General features: G+C 69.4%; 22 protein-coding genes, 1 tRNA gene and 1 other RNA gene. 14 read left to right on the top strand and 10 right to left on the bottom strand.

Features of this window, described 5'->3' with window-relative positions; translation table 11 throughout:
* The first annotated feature begins 84 nt into the window (after window positions 1-84).
* Window positions 85-1,182 carry a GTP 3',8-cyclase MoaA gene (gene moaA / locus CGU35_RS12160; protein ID WP_100811857.1) on the top strand — a complete coding sequence of 366 codons (1,098 nt, stop codon included), beginning with the start codon at window positions 85-87 and terminating at the stop codon, window positions 1,180-1,182.
* A 4-nt stretch (window positions 1,183-1,186) separates the two neighbouring features.
* A complete protein-coding gene (gene fdhD / locus CGU35_RS12155; RefSeq protein WP_100811856.1) occupies window positions 1,187-2,035 on the top strand; it encodes a formate dehydrogenase accessory sulfurtransferase FdhD in 849 nt (282 codons plus the stop codon).
* 7 nt (window positions 2,036-2,042) lie between these two features.
* Here the strand turns inward: fdhD and CGU35_RS12150 are convergent, their stop codons facing one another.
* The 4 genes from CGU35_RS12150 to CGU35_RS12135 all read right to left on the bottom strand — a co-directional run bounded on the left by CGU35_RS12150 (window position 2,043) and on the right by CGU35_RS12135 (window position 5,047).
* A complete protein-coding gene (locus tag CGU35_RS12150; RefSeq protein WP_100811855.1) occupies window positions 2,043-2,663 on the bottom strand; it encodes a winged helix-turn-helix transcriptional regulator in 621 nt (206 codons plus the stop codon).
* Window positions 2,664-2,727: 64 nt separating this feature from the next.
* Window positions 2,728-3,144 carry an arsenate reductase ArsC gene (locus tag CGU35_RS12145; RefSeq protein WP_100811854.1) on the bottom strand — a complete coding sequence of 139 codons (417 nt, stop codon included), beginning with the start codon at window positions 3,142-3,144 and terminating at the stop codon, window positions 2,728-2,730.
* A 62-nt stretch (window positions 3,145-3,206) separates the two neighbouring features.
* Window positions 3,207-3,716, bottom strand: coding sequence for a GNAT family N-acetyltransferase (locus CGU35_RS12140; RefSeq protein WP_181003315.1), 510 nt, complete (start codon window positions 3,714-3,716; stop codon window positions 3,207-3,209).
* A complete protein-coding gene (locus tag CGU35_RS12135; RefSeq protein ID WP_100811853.1) occupies window positions 3,713-5,047 on the bottom strand; it encodes an FAD-dependent oxidoreductase in 1,335 nt (444 codons plus the stop codon). Before CGU35_RS12135 ends, CGU35_RS12140 begins: the two co-directional genes overlap by 4 nt.
* Before the next feature lie 83 nt (window positions 5,048-5,130).
* On the opposite strand from CGU35_RS12135, the gene CGU35_RS12130 reads away from it, so the two are divergent.
* The gene (locus CGU35_RS12130) at window positions 5,131-5,478 is read left to right on the top strand and encodes an ArsR/SmtB family transcription factor (protein WP_100811852.1); all 348 of its coding nucleotides are present in this window, start codon (window positions 5,131-5,133) and stop codon (window positions 5,476-5,478) included.
* Window positions 5,475-6,188 (top strand): aquaporin, encoded by a 714-nt coding sequence (locus CGU35_RS12125; protein ID WP_100811851.1) that lies wholly within the window; start codon window positions 5,475-5,477, stop codon window positions 6,186-6,188. Before CGU35_RS12130 ends, CGU35_RS12125 begins: the two co-directional genes overlap by 4 nt.
* Here the strand turns inward: CGU35_RS12125 and CGU35_RS12120 are convergent.
* Window positions 6,185-7,138 (bottom strand): arsenic resistance protein, encoded by a 954-nt coding sequence (locus CGU35_RS12120; protein ID WP_100811850.1) that lies wholly within the window; start codon window positions 7,136-7,138, stop codon window positions 6,185-6,187. The two genes, CGU35_RS12125 and CGU35_RS12120, sit on opposite strands and share 4 nt — an antisense overlap.
* Window positions 7,139-7,195: 57 nt before the next feature.
* Window positions 7,196-8,719 (bottom strand): SulP family inorganic anion transporter, encoded by a 1,524-nt coding sequence (locus tag CGU35_RS12115; protein ID WP_100811849.1) that lies wholly within the window; start codon window positions 8,717-8,719, stop codon window positions 7,196-7,198.
* 179 nt (window positions 8,720-8,898) lie between these two features.
* Here CGU35_RS12115 and CGU35_RS12105 point away from each other — a divergent pair, with 179 nt between their 5' ends.
* The 5 genes from CGU35_RS12105 (at window position 8,899) to CGU35_RS12085 (ending at window position 13,054) form a co-directional block, all read left to right on the top strand.
* A complete protein-coding gene (locus CGU35_RS12105; RefSeq protein ID WP_100811847.1) occupies window positions 8,899-9,264 on the top strand; it encodes a MerR family transcriptional regulator in 366 nt (121 codons plus the stop codon).
* Window positions 9,265-9,305: 41 nt separating this feature from the next.
* Window positions 9,306-10,193, top strand: coding sequence for a metalloregulator ArsR/SmtB family transcription factor (locus tag CGU35_RS12100; RefSeq protein ID WP_100811846.1), 888 nt, complete (start codon window positions 9,306-9,308; stop codon window positions 10,191-10,193).
* Between the two features lie 70 nt (window positions 10,194-10,263).
* Window positions 10,264-11,241, top strand: coding sequence for a PstS family phosphate ABC transporter substrate-binding protein (locus tag CGU35_RS12095; protein WP_232711290.1), 978 nt, complete (start codon window positions 10,264-10,266; stop codon window positions 11,239-11,241).
* An 11-nt stretch (window positions 11,242-11,252) separates the two neighbouring features.
* Complete coding sequence (locus tag CGU35_RS12090) at window positions 11,253-12,635, top strand: FAD-dependent oxidoreductase (protein ID WP_100811845.1); 1,383 nt, start codon at window positions 11,253-11,255, stop codon at window positions 12,633-12,635.
* Window positions 12,632-13,054 (top strand): arsenate-mycothiol transferase ArsC, encoded by a 423-nt coding sequence (locus CGU35_RS12085; RefSeq protein ID WP_100811844.1) that lies wholly within the window; start codon window positions 12,632-12,634, stop codon window positions 13,052-13,054. Before CGU35_RS12090 ends, CGU35_RS12085 begins: the two co-directional genes overlap by 4 nt.
* Window positions 13,055-13,061: 7 nt before the next feature.
* On the opposite strand, the gene CGU35_RS12080 is transcribed toward CGU35_RS12085, so the two are convergent.
* The 4 genes from CGU35_RS12080 to CGU35_RS12065 all read right to left on the bottom strand — a co-directional run bounded on the left by CGU35_RS12080 (window position 13,062) and on the right by CGU35_RS12065 (window position 17,691).
* Window positions 13,062-13,149, bottom strand: a tRNA-Ser gene (locus tag CGU35_RS12080).
* A 27-nt stretch (window positions 13,150-13,176) separates the two neighbouring features.
* A complete protein-coding gene (locus CGU35_RS12075) occupies window positions 13,177-15,459 on the bottom strand; it encodes a transglutaminase family protein (RefSeq protein ID WP_157813976.1) in 2,283 nt (760 codons plus the stop codon).
* The gene (locus CGU35_RS12070; RefSeq protein ID WP_100811842.1) at window positions 15,446-16,726 is read right to left on the bottom strand and encodes a DUF58 domain-containing protein; all 1,281 of its coding nucleotides are present in this window, start codon (window positions 16,724-16,726) and stop codon (window positions 15,446-15,448) included. Before CGU35_RS12070 ends, CGU35_RS12075 begins: the two co-directional genes overlap by 14 nt.
* Complete coding sequence (locus CGU35_RS12065; RefSeq protein ID WP_100811951.1) at window positions 16,723-17,691, bottom strand: AAA family ATPase; 969 nt, start codon at window positions 17,689-17,691, stop codon at window positions 16,723-16,725. Before CGU35_RS12065 ends, CGU35_RS12070 begins: the two co-directional genes overlap by 4 nt.
* Window positions 17,692-17,971: 280 nt before the next feature.
* Here CGU35_RS12065 and ffs point away from each other — a divergent pair.
* The 5 genes from ffs to CGU35_RS12040 all read left to right on the top strand — a co-directional run bounded on the left by ffs (window position 17,972) and on the right by CGU35_RS12040 (window position 24,949).
* Window positions 17,972-18,068, top strand: an RNA gene (gene ffs / locus CGU35_RS12060) — signal recognition particle sRNA small type.
* A 25-nt stretch (window positions 18,069-18,093) separates the two neighbouring features.
* Window positions 18,094-20,223 (top strand): phosphate acetyltransferase, encoded by a 2,130-nt coding sequence (pta, locus tag CGU35_RS12055; RefSeq protein ID WP_100811841.1) that lies wholly within the window; start codon window positions 18,094-18,096, stop codon window positions 20,221-20,223.
* Window positions 20,220-21,473 (top strand): acetate/propionate family kinase, encoded by a 1,254-nt coding sequence (locus CGU35_RS12050; protein ID WP_100811840.1) that lies wholly within the window; start codon window positions 20,220-20,222, stop codon window positions 21,471-21,473. Before pta ends, CGU35_RS12050 begins: the two co-directional genes overlap by 4 nt.
* Before the next feature lie 102 nt (window positions 21,474-21,575).
* Window positions 21,576-22,337: an HAD-IA family hydrolase gene (locus CGU35_RS12045; RefSeq protein WP_100811839.1), complete on the top strand. Its 762-nt coding sequence runs from the start codon at window positions 21,576-21,578 to the stop codon at window positions 22,335-22,337.
* 56 nt (window positions 22,338-22,393) lie between these two features.
* Entirely contained in the window at window positions 22,394-24,949 is a 2,556-nt protein-coding gene (locus CGU35_RS12040; RefSeq protein WP_100811838.1) for a glycoside hydrolase family 65 protein, read from the top strand.
* Window positions 24,950-24,953 lie beyond the last annotated feature (4 nt).

Here is a 24,953-nt window from a genome sequence, read left to right as displayed (position 1 = left end):
AGGAGCGACGCCCGGCCCCCGTCCCGGGACGCGCGGATAGGCTCGACCCATGCGTGCGTGCGAGGGACGAGAGGGCGGCAGCCGATGACGGCCGTAGCCGTCACGATCGCCCGGCGCGTCGAGCTCCCCGTTCGCGCGGGCGGCGCCGATGGTGCGGCCGGCGCCCAGGCATCCGGTCCGCTCGTCGACACGCACGGCCGCGTTCATCGCGACATGCGCATCTCGTTGACCGATCGGTGCTCGCTGCGGTGCACGTACTGCATGCCCGAGCAGGGCAACGAGTGGCTCGCACGAACCAGCATCCTGACCCTCGACGAGATCGAACGGATCGCTCGGGTCGGCGCCGCCGCGGGAATCACGACGTTCCGCCTGACCGGCGGCGAGCCTCTGCTGCGTGCGGACATCGTCGACGTGGTGCGACGGCTCGGCGCGATCGAGGGGCCGGACGGCCCGATCGAGATCGCGATGACGACCAACGGCATCAGACTGCCCGAGTTTCTGCCGGCCCTGATCGACGCGGGATTGCGACGGCTGAACATCAGCATCGACACGATCCGCCGCGACCGCTTCCACGAACTCACCCGCCGCGACCGCCTGGACGACGTGCTCGAGGGCATCGCGGCCGCGCAGGCATCGGGGCTGCGTCCGCTCAAGCTCAACGCGGTGGCGATGCGGGGTGTGAACGACGACGAGATCGTCGAGCTGACCGAGTTCGCGATGGCCCACGACGCGCAGCTGCGCTTCATCGAGCAGATGCCGCTCGACGCCGGCCACACGTGGGACCGCGCCTCGATGGTGACACGCGAAGAGATCCTGGACGCGCTGGCCGCGCGCTGGACCCTCGTGCCGATCCCCGGTCGTGGCGGGGCACCCGCCGAGCGGTGGGCTCTCGATGGCGGTCCCCACACGGTGGGCGTCATCGCCTCGGTCACCGCGCCGTTCTGCGGAGACTGCGACCGACTGCGACTGACGGCGGATGGGCAGATCCGCAACTGCCTGTTCTCGACGACCGAGTACGACCTGCTGCCGATCCTGCGGGCCGAGAACCCGGCGGCCGGTTCGATCGACGCGGCTCTCGACGACATGCTGCGCTCGAGCGTTCGGGGCAAGCTCCCCGGGCACGCGATCGACGACCCCTCCTTCCTCCAGCCGCTGCGCAGCATGAACGCGATCGGCGGTTGAATCCATGGGACGGATCACGACGCGGCGTCCGGTGACGAAGATCACGCTCGGCGGCGAGCCCGTGCGCCGCTCCGACACCCTGGCCGTCGAGGAGCCGCTCGAGATCCGCGTCGGCGGAACGTCGCTGGCGATCACGATGCGCACGCCCGGGAACGACGTGGAACTGGCCGCGGGGTTCCTCGTCTCGGAGGGCGTGATCTCGGCGGGCGAGCATTTTCGCGGTGCGATCCACTGCGGCGGTCCCGGCACCGGCGGCCCCCTCGCGGGCAACACCGAGAACACCTACAACGTGCTCGATGTCACCCTCGCCGCGGGCGTCGCACCGCCGGATCCGGATCTCGCGCGCAACTTCTACACGACGAGCTCGTGCGGTCTCTGCGGCAAGGCATCTATCGAGGCCGTGGAGACCGTCTCGGTCTACGACGTCGCATCGGATGCGGTGGCCCTGTCGGCCGGATCGCTCGCGACGTTCCCCGAGAAGCTCCGCGCCCAGCAGGCCGTGTTCGACAAGACGGGCGGGCTGCACGCCGCGGCCCTGTTCGACGCGACGACCGGGGAGCTGGTCGTGCTGCGCGAGGACGTCGGACGCCACAACGCGGTCGACAAGGTCGTCGGCTGGGCAATCCTGAACGACCGGTTGCCGCTCAGCGGCCACGTGCTGATGGTCTCGGGCCGTGCCAGTTTCGAGCTCGTGCAGAAGGCGATCATGGCCGGCCTGCCGATCCTGTCGGCCGTATCGGCGCCGTCGTCGCTCGCGGTCGAGCTGGCCGACGCATCCGGTCTGACCCTCGTCGGGTTCCTGCGCGGGTCGTCGATGAACGTCTACGCGCGACCCGACCGCATCCGGGTGTGAGCCGCGCCTACGCCATCGTCAGTTGGACGACGCACTGCGTCGGATCGCAGGAGGGTCGCATACCCGCGACGGTGAGGGGACCGCGCGCCTCCGCCAGCACACCCTGCATGATGCCCAGGTGCACCGAGCACAGCGTGTCGCGGTGGGCCGATTGCGATGCCGCGTGCGGGCACGGGGTCAGGTCGATCGTGAACTCGCGCTCGTCGATCAGGGGATCGAAGCCCGACTCGCTCAGGTGGTCGACGATCGCGTCGAGCTGGTGTGTCGTCTCGGTGCCGAGCTCGCGGACGGATGCTCCGGTCCACGGCATCACGCGCCGCATGATGTCGCCGCGCTCGGCCGCCGCGCGGGCCTTGCGGCGCGCGATGGGGCTGGAGGCGTCGGGCTGGCCGGTCGCGGCGCGGTAGAGGACCCGCGGGCGTCCGCGCGTCGTCCGGTGTTCGGTCTCGCGCACGATGTGACCCGCATCGAGCAGGCGCTCGAGGTGCTCGCGGACGGTGTTGGGATGCAGGGCCGTCGCCGCGGCGAGCGCGGCGACGGTCTGCTGCGGGTGCATCTGGATGAGGTGGAGGATCTCGACGCGGCTGAAGCTCGAAATCGCGCTGTATCCGACGCTCTGCATGGTCATGCCTCGATTATTCACGGCGCCGAGCGGTGCCACCGTGACCAAAGTCCCACGGAGTGGGTGCGGATCAGGCGGGGGCGGCGGGCGGAATCAGCTCGGCGATCAGGGCTTCGACGCGGGCGCGGATGTCATCGCGGATCGGCCGGACGGATTCGATGCCCTGACCTGCCGGGTCGTCGAGTTCCCAGTCCTCGTAGCGCTTTCCGGGGAAGATCGGGCACGCATCGCCGCAGCCCATCGTGATCACGACGTCGGACTCGCGCACCGCCTCGACGGTGAGCACCTTCGGCGTGTTGTTCGCGATGTCGATGCCCTCTTCGGCCATGGCATCGACGGCGACCGGGTTGATCGTGTCTTTCGGGGCAGAACCGGCCGAGAGGACCTCGATCGAATCGCCGGCGAGTGCACGGAGGTATCCTGCGGCCATCTGCGAGCGTCCCGCGTTGTGGACGCAGACGAACAGGACGGTGGGCTTGTCGGTCATCGGGACTCGCTTTCTCTCTGAAGTAAAAGCATAGGCGAATATCTATGGATTGCGAATCGACGTCAGTCCTGGCCGTTGATCCGGCTGCGGCGCTCGATCAGCACGGTGTCGCGCCAGTGGCCCGCTCGCGGCCCCCGGCCCGACCGTGCGATCCGTTCGCGGCGCCCGACGGTTCGGAAGCCGGCGCGCTCGTGCAGCGCGAGGCTCGCCGCGTTCTCGGGGAAGATACTCGACTGGATGCACCAGAAGCCCGCGTCTTCGGCGGCGTCGATCAGCGCAGCGAGGAGCGTACGGCCGATCCCGAGCCCCCGTGAGCTGCGCGCGACATACACCGAATGCTCGATCACGCCGCGGTAGGCGGCACGGATCGAGACGGGGGATGCCGCGGCCCAGCCGAGGATCGACTCACCGTCGACCGCGACCGGGCGTAGGTCCGGCAGGCGGGACGCGTCGAAGGCGGCCCAGGTCGGCACCTCGACCTCGAAGGTCGCCTCGCCGTCTTCGATCCCCTGTTCATAGATCAGGGCGACCGCGTCCCAGTCCGCGGCTCGCATCTGGCGAACCGTCGTCATGTGCAGCAGGCTCCTCCGCCGATGTCGGTCGAGCACACTCCCGTCGCCGGCAGCGTGAGCGCCACGCGAAGGGCGCTCTCGGTGTCGCCCGCCAGGTGAGCCGCGACCGAGCGGACCTGTTCGTAGCCCGTCGCGAGCAGGAAGGTGGGCGCGCGCCCGTACGACTTCATGCCCACGATGAAGAAGTTCTGCTCGGGATGCGTCAACTCGCGGAACCCGTGCGGCTCGACCGTTCCGCACGAGTGCACGTTCGGGTCGATCAGCGGGGCGAGCCGCCGCGGCGCCTCGACGATGTCGTCGAGCTCGAGGCGCAGCTCGCGCAGAATGCCGAGGTCGGGTCGGAACCCGGTCGCGTTCACGATCTGATCCGTGCGGTGTGAGACGGTCTCGCCCCGGCGGAGTCCGACGAGCTCGACGGGGCCCGCCGTGAGGTCATCGGATTCGTCGACCCGGCGTGCGCCGACGATCTCGAACCCGTCGACCAGATCGATCGCGCCGTCGCGGACCAGTTGCTCGACGCGTCCGCCGAGCTCGGCGCGCCCGGCGAGTTCGTCGTCGGGCGCCGTGGTGACGCGTGCGGCGCGAGAGTTTCGGATCAGCCAGGTGATGCGTGTGCCCGGCTCGTCCGAGGCGAGCTTCACGAGCGCGAGGAGCGTGTTCGCCGCCGAGTGCCCCGCGCCGACGACGGTGGTGTGCCGACCCGCGAACCGCGCCCGGTCCCGACCCAGCACATCGGGGAGTGCGGGCGAAACGCGGTCGGCCACATCGCCCAGACCCAGGGGGTCGAGTCCGCTCGAGCCGAGGCTGTTCGGTGTGCGGTACGTGCCCGAGGCGTCGATGACCGCCCGGGCCGCGACATCCTCGATCGTTCCGTCGGCGCGGCGGATGCGCAGGGCGAACGGGGTGACAGCGCGCGCCCGGGTGCGGGTGCGATCCATGCCCTCGCGGGTCACGGCCAGCACCTCGGTGCCGGTGCGGGTGCGGGACGCGATCGCGTCGAGCTGGGCCAGGGGAATCAGGTACCGGGAAACGAGCTCGGCGCCGGTGGGGATGCGGGATGCCGCGGGTGCCTGCCATCCGGACGACTCGAGCAGGCGCGCCGCGGCGGGGTCGACCAGGTGCTCCCAGGGGGAGAAGAGGCGGGTGTGGCCCCACGCCCGCACGCTCGCACCGATCGCGTCGCCGGCTTCGTAGATCGTGAAGTCGATGCCGCGCTCGGTCAGATGTGCCGCCGCGGCGAGCCCGATGGGGCCCGCGCCGACGATCGCGACCGGCAGTGTATCGAGGCGGCTCGCGCGAGAGGCGCGCGGCGTGAGGTCGAGCAGGGTCATGATCCCCTCCGAATATCGATGGTCTTCGATGTTCGAGTATCCGCCGTCTATCGATGAGTGTCAATATCGATTAGCATCGATGCGTGACTCTTCTTCCCCTGACGGATGTCTCCGCACCCGCGTGCGGCACCGCCCTCGTCCGCGAGCCGCTCGGCGCCGACGAGGCCGTGGCTCTCGCGCACACGATGAAGGCCCTCGCCGATCCCGCCCGGCTGCGTCTGCTCTCGATCGTCGCCGCGTCGGAGGGTGCCGAGGCGTGCGTCTGTGACCTGACCGAACCGGTCGGGCTCAGCCAGCCGACCGTGTCGCACCACCTCAAGGTCCTCACCGAGGCGGGGTTTCTCACGCGCAGCAAGCGCGGCACCTGGGCCTACTACGGGCTGGTTCCCGGTGCGCTCGACCGCGTCTCACGTCTGCTGATCGGCTCGTGAGGGCAACTGCGCGCGCCGTCGGCGCGGAGTTCCTCGGCAGCGCCCTGCTCGCGGCGATCGTCATCGGCTCGGGCATCATGGCGCAGCAGCTCTCGCCGCGCGACGTGGGTCTGCAGCTCTTCGAGAACGCGTTCGCCACGGCGCTCGGTCTCGGGGTCCTGATCCTGATCCTGCAGCCGGTGTCCGGCGCACACTTCAACCCCGCCGTGACGATCGCCGACATCGTGCTGCATCGCCGCCCGTGGTCGGTGGCGGGCGTCTACCTCCCGGCGCAGATCGCCGGGTGCATCGCCGGCGCGGTCCTCGCGAACCTGATGTTCGGGCTCGCCGCCGTGTCGTGGAGCACGACGGATCGCGCCGACGGCCCGCGGCTGCTGTCCGAGGTCATCGCGACGGCCGGGCTGGTGTTCCTCATCTTCGCGCTCGTGTGCACGGGCCGGGGTCATCTCGCCGCTCCCGCGGTCGGCGCATACATCGGTGCGGCCTACTTCTTCACGTCGTCGACGAGCTTCGCCAACCCGGCCATCACGATCGGCCGCGCCTTCAGCGACACCTTCGCCGGCATCGCGCCCACCTCGGTCCTGCCCTTCATCGTGGCGCAGCTGGTCGGTGCGGGTGTGGGTGTTGCGGTCGCGCTCGCACTGTTCCCCCTGGCCAAGCGCGCACCCGATGGCCTCGACGTGGTCGCGCAGGCCGATCCCCGCACCTAGCGTCGGCGCGAGTACAGGGCGACGAGCGCGACCATCACGATCAGCTCGATCAGCGTCTGCGTGACCACGACGAGCGGCGTCAGCGCGAATGCCGACGGCAGGGCGAGCGCGAGGGGCAGCACGACAAGCGAATTGCGGGTGACTCCGCTGAAGACGACGGCGCGGCGGGTGGGGGTGTCGAGTCGAGCGACCCGTCCCACGGCCGCGCCCAGGCCCGTCATGATCGCTGCGAACGCAACGAATACCGGCACGACCGCGACGAGCGTGCCGAGGGATCCCACGACCGCCGCGACCTGCGACCCGACAACGGCGGCGAGCGTCAGCATCATGAGGGGCACCATCGCCGCGAGCGCCGCGGTCATCACCGCACGCGCGACGCGCGTCCGCGCGGCCAGCGCACGCGTCAGGGCGGCGAGCGCGAGCGGCAGCGCGATCAGGAGCAGGAACGCCATCACGAAGGGGTGCAGATCGACGGATGTCGCGGATTTCGATCCCACCATCAGCCACAGATAGAGCGGGAGCAGCGCCATCTGCGCGAGCATCAGCAGGGGCGTTGCCGCGAGCAGGCGTTCCCTGGACCCGCCCGCGAGTCCGGTGAACACGATGACGTAGTCGACGCACGGCGTCAGCAGCACCAGCAGCACGCCGACGACGAGCGCCTGATCGAACGCCACGAAACGAGAGAGTCCGAACGCGATCGGCGGGACGATCACGAAGTTGAGGATCAGAACGGTCGTCAGAAACCGGCCGTCCCGAAACGCGCCCGCAAGCCGCCCGAACGGCACGCCGAGGAAGGTCGCGTACAGCAGCAGCCCGAGGGTCGGCGTGATCGACAACTCGAGCGGGCCCGCCGCCGCGGGATATCCGAGACCGACGGCCGCCCCGACCGCGATGGCCGCGAGGGAGAGCGCGACCTGGTGTCGCTCGCCCCATTCGATGACCCGCGACATCCGCCCAGTCTGTCAGCCGTCCGCGGGGTGCCGTCCGCCCACGCCGCGCACGCGCAGCTAGTGCCCGGCGCCGAGTCCGCCGCTCAAGCGCCCGTGCATCTGCGACGTGGCCTCGTTCATGCCCTCGAGAATGACGCGCTTGCCGAGGTGCTCGTACTTGGTCTGGATCGCATCGAGCGCGGCGACGGTCGATGCATCCCAGATATGCGAGTGGGACATGTCGATGACGACGCGCTCGGGATCGTGCGTGTACGCGAACTGCGTCGTGAGGTCGTTGCTCGACGCGAAGAACAGCTCGCCGTCGACCGTGTAGCGAACGGTGGGGACGGATGCCTCGCGGTCGGTCGCACGGGTGACGGACACGAAGTGCGCGACACGGCGGGCGAACAGCACCATCGCCGCCAGTACGCCGGCCCCGACCCCGATCGCGAGGTTGTGGGTCCATACCGTGATCGCGACCGTGATGAGCATGACGGCGGTCTCGCTCTTCGGCAGGCGCTTGAGCGTCGACGGGCGCACGCTGTGCCAGTCGAAGGTCGCCACCGAGACGACGATCATCACGGCAACGAGCGCCGCCATCGGAATGACGGCGACCACGTCGCCGAGCGCGAGGACGAGGATGAGCAGGAAGACACCGGCGAGGAACGTCGAGATGCGTGTGCGCGCCCCGGATGCCTTGACGTTGATCATGGTCTGGCCGATCATCGCGCAACCGCCCATGCCGCCGAAAGCGCCGGAGAGGATGTTGGCGGCGCCCTGGCCGAAGGCCTCGCGGGTCTTGCGCGAGTGGGTGTCGGTGATCTCGTCGACGAGCTTGGCGGTCATGAGCGACTCGAGCAGGCCGACGATCGCCATCGCGGCCGCGTAGGGGGCGATGATCGAGAGCGTCTCGACGTTCAGCGGCACGTTCGGGATGAACAGCTCGGGAAGGCTGCGGGGGAGTTCGCCCTGGTCGCCGACGGTGGGAACGCTCAGGCCGAACACGACGGCTGCCGCGGTGAGCAGGACGATGGCGATCAGCGGCGCGGGGACGACCTTCGTGAGGCGAGGCATCAGGTACATGATCAGCAGCCCGATCACGACGAGGGGGTAGACGAGCCAGGGGACGTCGATCAGCTGCGGAAACTGGGACACGAAGATCAGGATCGCGAGGGCGTTCACGAACCCGACCATCACCGAGCGGGGGATGAAGCGCATGAGTTTCGCGACTCCGAGCGCCGCGAGCACGATCTGGATCGCGCCGCCGAGCAGCACCGTGGCGATGAAGTAGTCCATGCCGTACTCGCGCGCCACGGGTGCTATCACGAGGGCGATCGCGCCGGTCGCGGCCGTGATCATGGCGGGTCGGCCGCCGAGGAACGCGATCGCGACGGCCATGATGAACGACGAGAACAGGCCGAGGCGCGGATCGACGCCCGCGATGATCGAGAACGCGATCGCCTCGGGGATCAGTGCGATCGCGACGACGAGCCCGGCGAGCACCTCGCGGGTCAACAGTCGGGGGCTCCGGAGTGCCTGCATGACCGTCGGCTCGATGCGATAGCGGGACTTCGGGTCCTGGACGGGGATGACGTCGGTCATGGCGCTCCTGACGGGGGAGGGGGCGGTGTGGGTCGAGGGCGCCGATGCGCCGGGGCCGGCGATGCCGTCCTGGGAAGATGGGGAGGGCGCCGAAGATGCGCCACTGGCCAAACTCTACCGTAACGTAAGGTTTGACCGCGAGCGAGCTTCCGAGGAGCGACGTGAGTAACCCAGGGCCCATGCACATCGGCGAGGTCGCCGAGCGCACGTCGTTGTCGCTGCGGACGCTGCGTCACTACGACGAGATCGGCCTGATCGTGCCGTCCGGTCGCACCGAGGGTGGCTTTCGCCTGTACGCGGAAGAGGATGTCTCGCGCATCATGCTCGTGCGCCGGATGAAGCCGCTCGGCTATTCGCTCGACGAGATGCGTACGGTGCTGGCGGCGTTCGACGAGCTCGCTCGGGATCCCGCATCGGCGGAACATCTCGCGACGATCCGCGCGATCCGAGAGGCCGCCGAGGATCGACGCCGAAGGCTCGTCGAGCAGGTCGCGATGGCCGAGGAGTTCCTCGATCAGCTGGCGTCGCTCGAGGTCCCACGGTAGACATCCGTCCCCCCGGGATGGCCGCGCATAGACTTGTATCTATGAGTGCGTCCGAGACTTCCGGGGAGTGGACGATTCTCGGCGACCCCACGCGCGCCCGGATCGTGCGGCTGATCCGCGAGTCGCCGGACGGGCGGGCCCTGGTCGGCCGCCTTGCGGACACGCTCGGGTTGCGCCAGCCGACGGTCAGTCATCACATGAAGGAATTGACCGCCCGGGGAATCGTCGTGCGCCAGCCCGAGGGGCGCCGGGTCTGGTACTCCCTCGATCCCCGTAACGCGGATCGTGTCGATGCCCTCCTGGGTGAGGACGCCTCGGCGCCACGCGTCGAGCTGGATCTGCCCCGGATCGTCGACCGTCTCACCGAGCGTTATCGCGGCACGTTCAGCCGCGAAACGATCGAGCGCTACGTGACCGAGAGCCACGACCTGATGTCGGCGAACAATCCCACGACGCTGATCGGGTCCCGCACCGCGGCGTTCGCGACGGGGCGCCTGGATGCCCTGGTTCGATCGAGCGCACCTCGCGGTGCCGTGCCGGAGGTCCTGTTCGTCTGCGTCGAGAACGCGGGGCGATCCCAGCTCGCGGCCGGGATCCTCCGACAACTCGCGGGCGACCGGGTGATGGTTCGCACAGCGGGCTCCGCGCCCGCGGGTGCCGTGCGCACCACCGTCGTCACCGCCCTCGACGAGATCGGCGTCTCTCTCGGGGGCGAATTCCCGAAACCGCTCACGGACGAAGCGGTGCGTGCCGCCGATGTCGTCGTGACCATGGGCTGCGGGGACGCGTGCCCCGTGTATCCCGGCCGACGGTATCTCGATTGGGACCTCGAGGACCCGCTCGGCAAGTCGCTCGAAACGGTGCGGGGCATCCGTGATGACATCGAAGCGCGCGTGCGAGAACTGCTGGGTGAGCTTACGCCCACCTGATCGTTCATCTCTCGGTCTTTCGTATTGATAGATGGAGGTCTATGCTTTCGAGTGAGGAAAGCGAGACACCATGAACGTCACATCCATCGTCGATTCGCCGCGAGGCGCCCGGCGCGTCAGATCATTCGGCATGGCCGTCGCGGTGATCTCGGGGGCGCTCCTGCTGAGCGCATGCGCGGGGGAGTCCGGGGGCAACGAGACCAGCGGAACGCTCGGCGGCACCGTCGTCACCGACGGGTCGTCGACGGTCGCGCCCCTCACCAACGCCGCCGCCCATCTCTTCGCCGGGCAGGAGCCGGACGTCGACGTCGTCGTGACGATCACGGGCACCTCCGCCGGATTCCGTGCCTTTTGCGACGGCGAAACCGACCTGTCGAACGCATCTCGCGCGATCTCGGACGATGAGATCGCTGCCTGCGAAGAGGCCGGGGTCGAATACACCGAGATCATCGTGGCCAACGACGGTCTGTCGGTCATCATCAACCCCGAGAACGACTGGGCAACAGATCTCACCGTCGAGCAGCTCGCGACGATCTGGGCACCCGAGTCCGAGGGCGACATCACGAACTGGAACCAGGTCGACCCCGACTTCCCCGACGAGCCGATCGTGCTGTTCGGCGCGGGCGACGACTCGGGGACCTTCGATTACTTCAGCGAGGCGATCAACGGCGAAGAGGGCGCTATCCGCTCCGACTACAGCGCCTCGGAAGACGACAACGCGACGGTCGACGGGGTCGGACGGGAGCGCGGTGGCATCGGATTCCTCGGTCTGAGCTACGTCGAAGAGAACGAGGGGGTCATCGTCGCCGCATCCGTCGACGGAGTCTCGCCGACCGTCGAGACCGTTCAGGACGGCAGTTATACGCCGCTCAGTCGTCCGCTGTTCATCTACGTCAACAACGCTTCGTATGCCGACAAGCCCGAGGTGAAGGCGTTCGTGGACTTCTACGTCGAGAACGCGGTGGACATCGCGCAGCGGGCCCTCGTCGTGCCGCTCACCGCCGAGCAGATCACCCTCGCCCAGGACGAACTCGCCTCACTCGGCTGAAAAGGACCATCATGCACATCGTCGCCATCGGCGGAAGCGACGCGGGAATCTCCGCCGCGCTCCGTGCCCGCGAGCTCGACCCCTCCGTCGACGTGACCGTCGTCGTCGCCGACGAATACCCGAACTACTCGATCTGCGGCATCCCCTACTACTTCTCGGGGGACGTGCAGCCCTGGCAGTCGCTCGCGCATCGGACGCACGCCGACCTCGAGGCGACCGGGATGCGCCTGCGGCTGAACACCCTCGCGACACGCATCGATGCGGGTGCGCGGCGCCTGACGGTCCGCGACGGGTCGGGGGAGTCGCAGATCGCCTACGACGAACTCATCGTGGGCACGGGCGCTCTGCCCACGTACGCCGGAATCGCGGGGCTGGGGACGCTGGGTCCCGCGGACGGCGTCCACGTCATCCACTCGATGGGTGACACGTTCGCCCTCGACGCCCACCTGGCCGAGCGCGACCCGCGCACCGCGGTGATCATCGGTGCCGGATACGTCGGCCTCGAGATGGCCGAGGGATTCCGCGCCCGCGGGATGCGTGTGATCCAGTTGCAGCGCGGGCCCGAAGTGCTGTCGACGCTCGATCCCGAACTCGCCGCCACCGTGCACGACGAACTCGCCGCCCACGGCGTCGAGGTCCACACCAACACCCTGGTCAAGGGCGTCGAGAAGACGGATGCGGGACTCGTCGTGCACGCGGAGCGCCTCGGCCAGGCCGTTTCGCACACCGCGGACCTCGTGCTCGCCGTCGTCGGGGTGCGGCCCAACACGTCTCTGCTCGAGGAGGCCGGAGCGAGCCTGGGCGCGGGGCGTGCCGTCGTCGTCGACGAGCAGATGCGCACAGGACTGCCCCACGTGTTCGCCGCGGGAGACGGCGTCGTCACGCACCACCGCCTGCTCGGGGTGACCTACCTGCCGCTCGGCACCACCGCGCACAAGCAGGGCCGTGTCGCGGGCGAGAACGCCGTCGGCGGGCAGGCGCGCTTCGCCGGATCGGTCGGTACCCAGGTTGTGAAGGTGTTCGATGTCGTCGCAGCACGCACGGGCCTGCGCGAACACGAGGCGATCGCGGGCGGCTTCTCGCCCGCGACGACGCAGACGACGGCCGACGACCACAAGCGCTACTATCCGGGCGCTCAGCCGATCGACATCCGCATAACCGCAGACACCGAGTCCGGCCTGCTCCTGGGCGCACAGCTCGTCGGGCGACTCGGAACCGAAACCGCGAAGCGGGTCGACACCTACGCGACCGCCCTGTTCGCCGGGCTCTCGGTCGAGCAGATCAGCGACCTCGACCTTTCGTACACGCCGCCCCTCAGCTCGCCCTGGGACGCCGTCCAGATCGCAACGCAGGCCTGGTCGCGGGCCCACAACATCATCGGAGTAAGCGCATGACCACGGAATCCGTCACCGCCAAGCCCACGGTTCTCTTCATCTGCCAGCACAACGCGGGCCGCTCGCAGCTCGGCGCGCACCTGCTCGACGTCGTCGCCCCGGGGCAGTTCCTCGCGACCAGCGCGGGGCTGAAGCCCGCGGCCGAGATCAACCCCGTCGTGGCGGAGTCGTTGCACGAGCTGGGTGCCGACACATCCGCTGCCATTCCCCGCCTCGTCACCGAGGCCGATCTGGCCGACGCGGACGTCGTGGTGACCATGAAGCCCGGGCTCGCGCTTCCCGCGCCGGTTGGCGAACGCCTGGTCGAGTGGGAGTTCCCGAACCCCGAGGAGTGGGATCTCGACGGCGTGCGCGGGATGCGGGACGCGGTCGCGGCTCAGGTCCGCGAACTCGCCGCGGAACTCACCGCGCTGCGATAGGAACTGCTGGCGGAGGATAGGGGATTCGAACCCCTGAGAGCTTTCACTCAACACGCTTTCCAAGCGTGCGCCATAGGCCACTAGGCGAATCCTCCTGGGGCCCTCGCGGGCCGCCGACCATCCTATCGTGCCGCTCGCATCTCTGCCGCCCGCCGACCGAAGAGCGACCGGGGGATCAGGGCCGCGGTGACACGCGTCCGCCGGTCCGCGACGGCCAGCATGCTCGCACGGACGGTGCGCACGGCATCGTCGAGCGGCGGTTCGGCCGCGCGCGGATCCTTCGTCTTCGGCGGCGCGTAGCTCACGTGTTCGATCGCGGCGACGAGCACGGCCATCGCCGCGGCATCCGCTCCCTCTTCGTCGACCAGTCGTCGTCCCAGCACCCGCGGCGACTCTCCGCGGGGCAGAGCGATGCCGAGGTCGAGGGCGGTGTCGGATGCCTCGTCCCACGCCGCCGCGGCGTCGCCCGTGTGCGCCACGATCAGGCGGTGCCGCCGCCGGATGGCACGCCACACGCCGGGCAACGCGAGCACGAAGACGACGGCGAGCGCGAGGCCGATGGGCGGACCCGCGTTGACGCCGGTGGTGCCGGTCGATGCATCGGTGCCATCCGTCCTATCCGTCTCGTTCGGCGCGTCCGATGCCGATGGCGCCTGGGAGGCGAGCGGCGCGGCCTCGCCCGCGAACCCGTCGGCCGTCCCCGAGGTCGCGGACGAGGCGAACGCCGTCGGCACGCCGAGGCTGTTCGTCGGCTCGAACGGGATCCATCCGATGCCCTCGAAATGAACCTCGGGCCAGGCGTGCAGCTGCGAGCTGTAGACCTCGTGGACCGTCTGATCGTCGATCGACTCGTTCGTCGCCGTGCCGGGCAGGTACCCGACCACGATCCGGGCCGGCATGTCGAGGGTGCGCGCCATGATCGCGAATGCCGAGGCGAAGTGCACGCAGTAGCCGCTCTTCACTTCGAGGAACTCCTGCACGGCCTCGAGGCCCGTGCCATCGAAGCCGGATCTGACGGGCGCGTTGAGCGAATACTCGAACTCGAGTCCCCGGAACCATCGTTGCAGCGCGACGAGGGCGTCGTAGTCGCTGCTCGTCGCGGACGTCACGGCGAGGGCCTGCTCGCGGATGGCGATGACGGCGGGGTCATCCTCGGGCAGGCCCAACGTGGGCGAATCGGCTTCGATGGTCGCTTCCGAAGCGCGGATCCGTTCGGCGGATGGCCGGGCGACGTCGTAGGTGATCTGGTAGTCCTGGCCCTGCGGTGACGAGGAGCGCGAGATGACCGTTCGGTTCTGGGGAAGTACCGACCAGTCGCCCTCGATGCCCTCGAGTGCGACAGCCGGGTAGGGCACCGGAAGCCACGGACTCACGTAGTTCACGACCTGCACCGTGGCGGTGTATTCGACGATGGGCACGTCGGGGTCGACCGCGACGGGCTCGAACTCCTCGTCGAGGGATGCCGTCAGGCCACGGTCGGGCTGCCAGTCGTCGCCGTCGAACCGCGACAGCGTGACGGCGCGGAGGTAGGGCGGAGCGGGCGCGTCGCTGCGCACCTGCAGCACCTCGGTGTCCTGAGGTCGCCGCAGGTCGCGACCGAGATCGAGTGACGGATCGATCGAGTTGCCGCGGACGGCGACGACGCTCGTGCCTCCCAGGACCGGCGCGGGGAGCGCGGGTGTCGCGACGATCGCCACGACGAGCGCGACGGCCCCCACTCCGACGGCGGTGACGGCTGTTCCGCGCCGCGTGCGCTCTGTCGGTGCGAGATCGTCGGCGGAGCGGCGGGTCCCCTCTGCGCTGGAGCCGCGGGCGCGTGTCGCCGTCTCGACGCCCAGCAGCAGCAGCAACCCGACGGCGAAGGCGATGAAGATGCCGATGTCGATGCTCTGGGGTACGGCGATCGACGGGATGAGGTAGATGGTGATCAGCGCCACGATGGCGAGCAGGGGCATCCGAGCCGTGACGACGACATGGTCGATCGCGATCGCGAGCAGCCCCGCGGCCGCCACGATGACGAAAGAGAGGGGCGTCCCCGCGATCAGCGGGGCTGCGCCGTCGCGTACCTGCGTCATCGCGGCATCGATGAGGAGGGGGACCTCACGGAACGTCGCGGGCATCGGGATCACGCCGAGCAGAGCCGAACCACGTGCGAACACGGCCGTGATCGTGACGACCCACACGCCGAGCCCGATCAGACTCACGGCGAGCGGAGGCAGGCCGAAGCGTCGTGCGGTGTAGCCGGTCGCCAGCACGAGGACGATGATCGCGAACGAGCCGGCGATCCACGCTCCCGGTTCTACGACGCGGGCGAGGGGCAGAAGCGCCGTCGACACCGCGACGAGCACGGCGAGCGCGAGCCCGATCGATGGTCGGGCCCGGCGCCGCGCCTCACGCGTAGACATGACTCGAGGCCTCGGCATGGTGCGCGCCGCGGTCGGCGACCTCCGACCACACGCCCGCCAGATCGACCTCGGGGCCGATCGCGGCGGTCCGCCACCCGGCCTGCGTAGCGCGCTCGAGGGCTTCCGCGGACGGTGTGGCGACGAGCAGGATCGGAAGGCTCGAGTGGTGTGCGAGCGGTGCCAGCGCGTCCGCGTCCTGCAGGCGCAGGATGCCCGTGATCAACACGATCGGGCCGGCCTGAGCGCCGGCATAGCGCTGAGCGAGACCCGGCAGCGTGTCGTGGCGGCGTGACGTGAGGGATGCGAACCGCAACAGCATCTGTTCGACGTCCTCGGGCGCATCGATACCCGGGAGCGGCTCGCAGATCGGTGTGCCGTCCGTATCGATCACGCCGACCTGGTACCCGTCGCGCGCGAGCCGCAGGACGATCGACACGCACGTCGACAGTGCGGATTCGAACGCGGGATCCTGCCCGGTACCGTCCCGAGCCGAGGCATCCCACCGCGGAGCGCCGAGATCGAGCAGTACGGTCGCCGCGTGGGTCGACTCCTGCTCTTCTTGTCGCACCATGAGCGTGTCGCGGTGTGCCGTGGCGCGCCAGTGGATGCGCCGCATCGAGTCGCCCGGCACATAGGGGCGGGCGATCAGGTTGTCGGCACCCTGCCCGAGCTGGTCGGACGAGGCGTGCAGGGCGCCGCCCGCTTCGCCCGCGGAGATCGCGACATGGGGGAGCGGGATGGTCGCGGGCACCGCCACGATCCGCGTATCGCCGGCCGGGGTGTGCGTGCGTCGGACGAGGCCGAAGGGGTCGGTCGTCCGCAGGGTCAGGGGCCCGATGCTCCACACGCCTCGACGTACGGCACGTGCCGAGTACGCGATGTCGAGTGGCTGATCCGGACCGGCCGAGCGGGTCGCGAGTACGGACGCGTCGCCCCGAGCGTCGCCCTCGAGCGCCTCGGGCAGGTGGTCCGACCAGCGGATCGCGCCGAACGGCGAAACGCTCCGCATCGAGACGCGCGCGTGCACCCGCGTCTCGGATCCGACCGGCACGACATCGGGCCGGAGCGTGCGTTCCGCCTGGCCGACCCGGCGACCGATGTGCAGCAGGGCGAACCCGGCGACGAGCAGGGCGAGCAAGAGGCATCCGATATACATCAGCTCGACGATGCCCAGCTCGCGGGCCGCGACGAAGCTCACGATCGCGACCAGGAGGGCGCCGCCGCCCCGAACGGTCAGCGGCCAGTTCCTCGAGGTCGGCCGTTTCACGAGCGTGCCGCGACCGGTACCCGAACGGTTGCGGCGATACGGTCGATGATCGCGGCGACGGTGTCGGTCCCGCCCCGAGCACGCGTGCCCGTGACGCTGCGGGTCGGGATGAGGCGATGCGCGAACACGGGCTGGAGCAGCGCGATCAGGTCATCGGGGATCACGAAGCTCCGCGCGTCGAGCGCGGCCCAGACCTTGGCTGCGCGCACGAGCTGGAGCGTCGCGCGCGGGCTCGCGCCCAGCCGCAGGTCGGGGTGCGTTCGCGTCGCCCGCGAGAGCGCGACGGCGTACTCCTCGACCGAAGGTGAGATGTGCACGGCGCGGGCGAACGCGATCATCCGCGACACCTCGGCGGTCGTCACGACGGGCTGCAGGGCGACGAGCGGGTTCACGGTGTCGCGCTGACGCAGCATGAGCGCCTCGGATGCAGCGTCCGGGTAACCCATCGAGATGCGCATCATGAACCGGTCGCGCTGCGCCTCGGGCAGGGCGTACGTGCCCTCCATCTCGAGGGGATTCTGGGTCGCGACGACGAGGAAGGGGTCGGGCAGCGGATGCGTTCGGCCATCCACCGTCACCTGCCCCTCTTCCATCGCCTCGAGCAGCGCCGACTGCGTCTTGGGCGATGAACGGTTGATCTCGTCGGCGATCACGATGTGGGCGAAGATCGCGCCGGCCTTGAACTCGAACTCGCGTTCTGCCGGGTCGTAGACGGATACGCCGGTCACGTCGCCAGGAAGCAGATCGGGGGTGAACTGGATGCGTCGCACGCTCGCATCGACGGACGTCGCGAGGGCCTTCGCCAGCATGGTCTTCCCGACCCCCGGCACGTCCTCGATCAGCAGGTGCCCCTCCGCGAGGAGGGCCACGAGCGCTGTGCGGACGGCGGCGGGCTTGCCGTCGATCACGCTCGAGACGGAGGAGGCGATGGCGCCCGTGAGCGCGGCGAACCGTTCCGCGTCCATCTGCGCGGAAGGCGCGGGGGGCACCGCGGGCGCGGGGGGCACGCCGCGTCGTGCATCGGTGCGAGCCTGCTCAGACTCGTGCAGCAGCTCAGCAGGTGCGGGTGAATCCGGCATGCGACCCCCTGGATCGTCGTCGGGTGGGGAGGGTCGACAGTGACCCTGCGTTATCCAATCGTAACCCGACGGGAGCGTGCCCAGGCCGGGAGTTGCCTGACTCTCGGCGGACGCGCACGGTCGGAGGCATCCGTTCGTTTCTGCGCCGCACGACGGTTAGACTCGATGCAGCTCTCCGCGCGGCGGCATCCAGGCCAACTCCCCCAGGACGGAAACGTAGCAAGGGTAACCAGGCTCTGCCGGGTGCGCGGAGAGTCTTATTCTTTCGCGGCGCCTAGGCTGGACGACGTGGCGCAGAGCATCTTCATCACGTCCGCAGAGGGCAGCTCCGGCAAGTCCTCGATCGCACTCGGCGTGCTCGACACGCTGAGCCACGCGATGGCCCGCGTCGGGGTCTTCCGTGCCATCGCGCGCTCGACCGTCGAACGCGACTACGTCCTCGAGATGCTGCTCGAACACGACGGTGTCGACCTGTCCTACGAAGAGTGTGTCGGTGTCACCTACGACGACGTGCGAGCCGACGCCGAGGCCGCGCTCGCCACGATCGTCGAGCGGTTCAAAGCGGTCGAAGCGCGTTGCGACGCCGTCGTCATCCTCGGCAGCGACTACACGGATGTCGGGAGCCCGGCAGAGCTGGCATACAACGCACGCATCGCGGCCAACCTCGGCGCGCCCGTCCTGCTGGTCCTGGGGGGCCGAGCGGGGCAGGGGCAGGGCGAACAGCTCGGAACCTCCGTCGCCCGCACCCCGGACGAGATGGGCCAGATCGCCGACCTGGCGCTCGTCGAGCTCGCCCATGGTCGCGCCGAGCTCTTCGCGGTGGTCGCCAACCGTGCCGACGCCGATCGTCTCGACGAGACCGTCGCGTCGGTCCGCCGCGCCGTGGCGGCCCACGGCAGCGCGGGCGTGCCGGTGTGGGCGATCCCCGAGGACAAGTTCTTGGTCGCGCCCTCCATCCGGGGCATCATGCGCTCGGTCGACGGCGCGCTGCTGAAGGGTGACCCGGACCTGCTCACGCGCGAGGCGCTGGGCGTCGTCGTCGCCGGTATGTCGATGGTCAACGTGCTGCCCCGCCTGTTCGAGGGCGCGGTCGTCGTGATCCCCGCCGATCGGTCAGAAGTGCTGCTCGCCGCCCTGCTCGCAAACGCCTCGGGCACCTTCCCCTCGATCTCGGGGATCGTGCTGAACGGCGGATTCCCCGTGCCCGACCCGATCATGCGCCTGATCGACGGCCTGGGATCGACGCTCCCGATCATCACGACCGACCTGGGCACGTACGACACGGCCGTTCGCATCATGAACACGCGCGGTCGCCTCGCAGCGGACTCGCAGCGCCGCTACGACACCGCGCTCTCGCTGTTCGAGACGCACGTCGACACGACCGAACTGCTCCGCGCCATCGGCGTCGCACGCGCCACCGTCGTGACACCTCTGATGTTCGGATATCAGCTCGTCGAGCGTGCACGATCCGATCGCCGTCGCATCGTCCTGCCCGAGGGCGGAGACGACCGCGTGCTGCGCGCCGCCGCCCGGGTGCTCGCCCGCGGCATCGCCGACCTGACGATCCTCGGCGAAGAGATCGAGGTGCGAAACCGCGCGATCGAGCTCGGGATCGACATCGCCGCCGCCCAGGTGCTGAGCCCCTTCGACGCTGTGCACGTGCACCGCTTCGCGGAGGAGTACGCCCGGCTGCGCGCGCACAAGGGCGTGACGTACGCGAAGGCCGCAGACACCGTGACGGACGTGTCGTACTTCGGCACGATGATGGTCCACCTCGGGCTGGCCGACGGGATGGTCTCGGGAGCCGCGCACACGACGGCCCACACGATCCGGCCCGCCTTCGAGATCATCAAGACCAAGCCGGGCGTCTCGGTCGTCTCGAGCGTCTTCCTGATGGCGCTCGCCGACCGCGTGCTCGTCTACGGCGACTGCGCCGTGATACCCGACCCGACCAGCGAACAGCTCGCCGACATCGCCATCTCGTCCGCCGCGACGGCCGAGCAGTTCGGCATCGAGCCGCGCGTGGCGATGCTGTCGTACTCGACCGGCACGTCGGGATCCGGAGCGGATGTCGAGAAGGTGCGCGCCGCGACCGCACTGGTGCGCGAGCGGGCGCCTCAGCTCGCCGTCGAGGGACCGATCCAGTACGACGCGGCCGCCGACGCGGCGGTCGCCGCCGCAAAGATGCCCGGGTCGAATGTCGCGGGCCGGGCCACGGTCTTCATCTTCCCCGACCTCAACACCGGCAACAACACGTACAAGGCCGTGCAGCGCTCTGCCGGCGCGATCGCCATCGGGCCCGTGCTGCAGGGACTGAACAAGCCCATCAACGACCTGTCGCGTGGCGCGCTCGTCGAAGACATCGTGAACACGATCGCGATCACCGCCATTCAGGCGCAGGGGGAGGCGGACGCGTGAGCGCGATCCTGGTCGTCAACAGCGGGTCGTCGTCGTTCAAGTACCAGCTGATCGACGTCGACACCGAGGCGCTGCTGGCCTCCGGCCTCGTGGAGCGCATCGGCGAGGCGGTCGGCCGTGCGACCCACACGGTGACCGCGGCGGGGTTCGGTCACGGGCGCGCGGGGGAACCGGCGCCGACGGTGCTCGACGCGACCTATGACCGTGAGCTGCCGATCCCCGATCACACCGCCGGATTCGCCGTGATGCTCGAGGCCTTCGCCGAGAACGGTCCCTCCCTCGGCGAGACACCTCCCGTCGCCGTCGGGCATCGCGTCGTGCACGGGGGCGCTCGCTTCTTCGAACCGACCGTGATCACGCCGCTCGTCGAGATCAACATCGAAGACCTCTCGGTGCTCGCGCCCCTGCACAACCCCGCGAACCTGCAGGGGATCCGTGCCGCCAAACGGGCGTTTCCCGACATTCCGCACGTCGCCGTCTTCGACACCGCGTTTCATCAGACTCTCGCGCCCGCCGCATACACCTACGCCATCGATCGCGAACTCGCGCAAGCGCACCGTGTCCGCCGGTACGGCTTCCACGGCACCTCGCACAAGTTCGTGAGCGAGGCGGCCGCCCGATTCCTCGGGCGGGACAACGACGACACAGGCGCCGACCTGCGTCAGATCGTCTTCCATCTCGGCAACGGGGCCTCGGTCACCGCGATCCGCGGCGGGCGCTCGGTGGACACCTCGATGGGTCTGACACCGCTCGAAGGGCTCGTCATGGGCACCCGCTCGGGCGATCTCGACCCCGCCGTGCTCATCCACCTGGCCCGCCGCGCGGGAAAGAGCATCGACGACCTCGACGACCTGCTGAACCGCCGGAGCGGACTGCTCGGTCTCGCCGACGTGAGCGACATGCGCGATCTCGTGGCCCGCAAGGATGCCGGCGACGAAGCGGCGGCGCTCGCGTTCGACGTCTACATCCATCGGCTCCGCGCCTATGCGGGGGCCTACCTCGCGCAGCTCGGCGGCGCCGACGTGATCTCGTTCACGGCCGGCGTCGGCGAGAACGCCGCGCCGGTGCGAGCGGAGGCGCTCGCGACGCTGGGCTTCGCCGGCGTGCAGATCGATCCCGAGCGGAACGCCGCCCGGGCCGGAGGCATCCGTGTCATCTCGACGGATGCGTCGCCCGTCACGGTGCTCGTCGTGCCGACGAACGAAGAGCTCGAGATCGCACGGCAGAGCATGCAGGCCGTCAGTCGTTGAGTGACGGGCCGGGGCGCCGGCCGAGCCGCTGAACGAGGGTGTCGCACGGGTGAGTGCGCCGCCAGTACGCTGAGATCGCGACGAGAGCGAGTGTCGTCCGAAATGCCTCTCATCCGACCGTCGCCTGGAGGATCCGTGCCCGACGCTCTGCCCGATCTGTCCACGTACGATGGCGTGCTCTTCGACCTCGACGGCGTCCTCACGCCCACGGCCGAGGTGCACATGCACGCGTGGAAGACGATGTTCGAAGAGCTCTTCACGGCGTGGGACATCACCCCGCCGTACACCGAACGCGACTACTTCGAGTACCTCGACGGCAAGAAGCGCTACGACGGCGTCGCCAGCCTGCTCCGCAGTCGCGATGTCGAGGTGCCGTGGGGTGATCCGTCCGACCCGCCGACCGCCGACACGGTCTGCGGCATCGGCAACAGGAAGAACGTCGTCTTCTCGGGCGTGCTGCGCTCCGAGGGCATCACCGCGTACCCCGGTTCGGTGCGCCTGCTCGACGCGCTGCAGGCCGCGGGCACGCCGATCGCCGTCGTTTCCAGTTCGAAGAACGCGACCGAGGTCCTGCAGGTCGCGGGTCTCACGGATCGCTTCCCCGTCGTCATGGACGGCGTGATCGCCGAGCGCGACCACCTGTCGTCCAAGCCCGCCCCGGATGTCTTCGTCGAGGCCGCGCGGCTTCTCGGCGTCGAACCCGCCCGCGCCGCGGCCATCGAAGACGCCATCTCGGGCGTCATGTCGGCGGCCGCCGGTGGTTTCGGCCTCGTGATCGGTGTCGACCGCGGCGTCGGCGCCGACGAGCTGCTGAAGGCCGGTGCGCACCTCGTGGTCACCGACCTCGGCGAGCTCGTGCCCTGATCTGCTTCCCGTCACCCCTTTTTCAGCTGGACCCGCGCTAAGGAGCACCCTCCGTCATGATCGATCGCGATCGGTTCCCCGTCGACCCGTGGCGCCTCGTCGAGACCTCGTACTCGGAAGAGGACACGGGCGTCACCGAGACCCTGTTCGCGGTCGGGAACGGATATCTGGGGCTGCGCGGCAATCAGCCCGAGGGACGTCGCGCGCACGAGCACGGCACCTTCATCAACGGCCTGCACGAGACCTGGCCGATCCGGCACGCGGAGCAGGCGTACGGTTTCGCCGAGGTCGGGCAGACGATCGTCAACGCGCCCGACGCCAAGGTCATGCGGGTGTACATCGATGATGAGCCGCTCTCGCTCGATGTCGCCGATGTGCGGGAGTACGAGCGCGTGCTCGACTTCCGGGAGGGCCTCCTGCGACGCCACGTGGTGTGGTGCACGCCCTCCGGCAAGCAGGTGCAGGTCGACTTCGACCGCATCGTGTCGTTCGATGAGAAGCACCTCGCGGTCATGCGCCTGACCGTGACGGTCCTGAACGCCGATGCCCCGGTGACGATCTCGTGTCAGCTGATCAACCGCCAAGACGGCGAAGACGTCTACGGTGGCTCGGTCAAGCGCGCGAAGGCCGCGGGATTCGACCCGCGCAAGGCCGAGCGGATCGCCGCCGACCGCGTCCTGCTGCCGCAGGAGTACTGGCAGGAGGGCGTCCGCTCCACCCTCAGCTATCAGGTCAACGAATCGGGCATGACGGTCGCCGTGTCGGCCGATCACCTGATCGAGACCGACAACGACTACGAGGCGCGCACCCTCATCGAGCCCGACATCGCCAAGAACGTCTTCCGCGTCCAGGCGAAGCAGGGCGTGCCGATCACCGTGACCAAGCTCGTGTCATACCACTCGTCGCGGGGTGTGCCCGCGCGCGAACTCGTCGACCGCTGCCGCCGCACGCTCGACCGGGCCGAGTTCGAGGGCGTCGAGTCGATCTACGCGCGCCAGCGCGAATGGATGGATGCGTTCTGGAAGCGCTCCGACGTGCGCATCGGCGGCCACGACGACCTGCAGCAGGCCACGCGCTGGTGCCTGTTCCAGCTCGCACAGGCGGCGGCGCGCGCCGACGGCCAGGGCGTTCCGGCCAAGGGCGTCACGGGATCCGGGTACAGCGGGCACTACTTCTGGGACACCGAGATCTACGTCCTGCCGTTCCTCACGTACACCTCACCGCTGTGGGCGCGCAACGCGCTGCGCATGCGAGCGCTCATGCTCCCGGCGGCGCGGCGCCGGGCCTTCCAGCTCAACGAGGCGGGGGCGCTCTTCCCCTGGCGGACGATCAACGGCGAAGAGGCATCCGCGTACTACGCCGCAGGGACGGCGCAGTACCACATCAACGCCGACGTGACCTATGCCCTCGCGAAGTACGTCCGCGGCACGGGCGACGTCGATTTCCTGTACCGCGAGGGCATCGACATCGCGGTCGAGACCGCGCGGCTGTGGACGACCCTCGGGTTCTGGCGCGAGGGCGAGGGCGACCCGACGTTCCACATCCACGGTGTCACCGGTCCCGACGAGTACACGACCGTCGTCAACGACAACCTGTTCACCAACGTCATGGCGCGCTTCAACCTGCGTTTCGCCGCGCGCACCGTGCGCGAGATGGAGCACGACGCCCCGGATGCCTACCGCCTGATGATCGATCGCCTGGGCCTCGACCCCCTCGAGGCCGAGGGGTGGGATCTCGCGGCCGAGGCGATGCACATCCCGTTCAGCACGGCCCTCGGCATCCATCCGCAGGATTCCCTGTTCCTCGAGCGCGAGGTGTGGGATCTCGAGAACACCCCCGCCGAGCGGCGCCCGCTGCTGCTGCATTTTCACCCCCTGGTGATCTACCGCTTCCAGGTGCTCAAGCAGGCGGATGTCGTGCTCGCGCTCTTCCTGCAGGGCAACCACTTCTCGGCCGAAGAGAAGCTGGCCGACTTCCAGTACTACGACCCCCTGACGACGGGCGATTCGACGCTGTCGGCGGTCGTCCAGGCGATCCTCGCGGCAGAGGTCGGGTACCAGGACCTGGCCCTGGAGTACTTCGAGCAGTCGATCTTCGTCGACCTGGGCGACCTGCATCACAACGCGTCGGACGGCGTTCACGTCGCCTCGGCCGGTGGAGTGTGGACCGCGCTCGTGTGCGGGTTCGGCGGCATGCGCGACCACTACGGCGAGCTGTCGTTCGATCCGCGGCTGCCCGCGTCGTGGCCCGAGCTGTCGTACACGCTGCGCTGGCACGACGCCCACCTGAACGTCACGCTCACGCGCGAGGCACTGACCCTGCGCCTCGACGAGGGCGAGGGGGAGCCGGTGGCCTTCTCGGTGCGCGGGACCGAGTACGTCGTCGCACCGGGCGAGACGCTCTCCGTGGAGCTCGCCGGTCAGGGCCCCGTGCGTGGGGGGCGGCCGACGATCGAGCAGTTCGAGGACATCCGGCGCGAAGACGGCACGCTGCTCTCGGCGTCGGTGCCCACCGTCACCACGGCGATCCCGATCCTCACCGGGCCGATCCCGGTCGGAAGCGCGGGCGGGCTCGGGGTCGGAGACGACGCGGACCTCGGCGCCGATTCCTGAGGGG

Source organism: Microbacterium sp. BR1 (assembly GCF_002812725.1).
Taxonomy (GTDB): Bacteria; Actinomycetota; Actinomycetes; order Actinomycetales; family Microbacteriaceae; genus Microbacterium.
The sequence above is the reverse complement of the archived record's forward strand: the minus strand, read 5'-3'. Positions and strand labels throughout refer to the sequence as shown.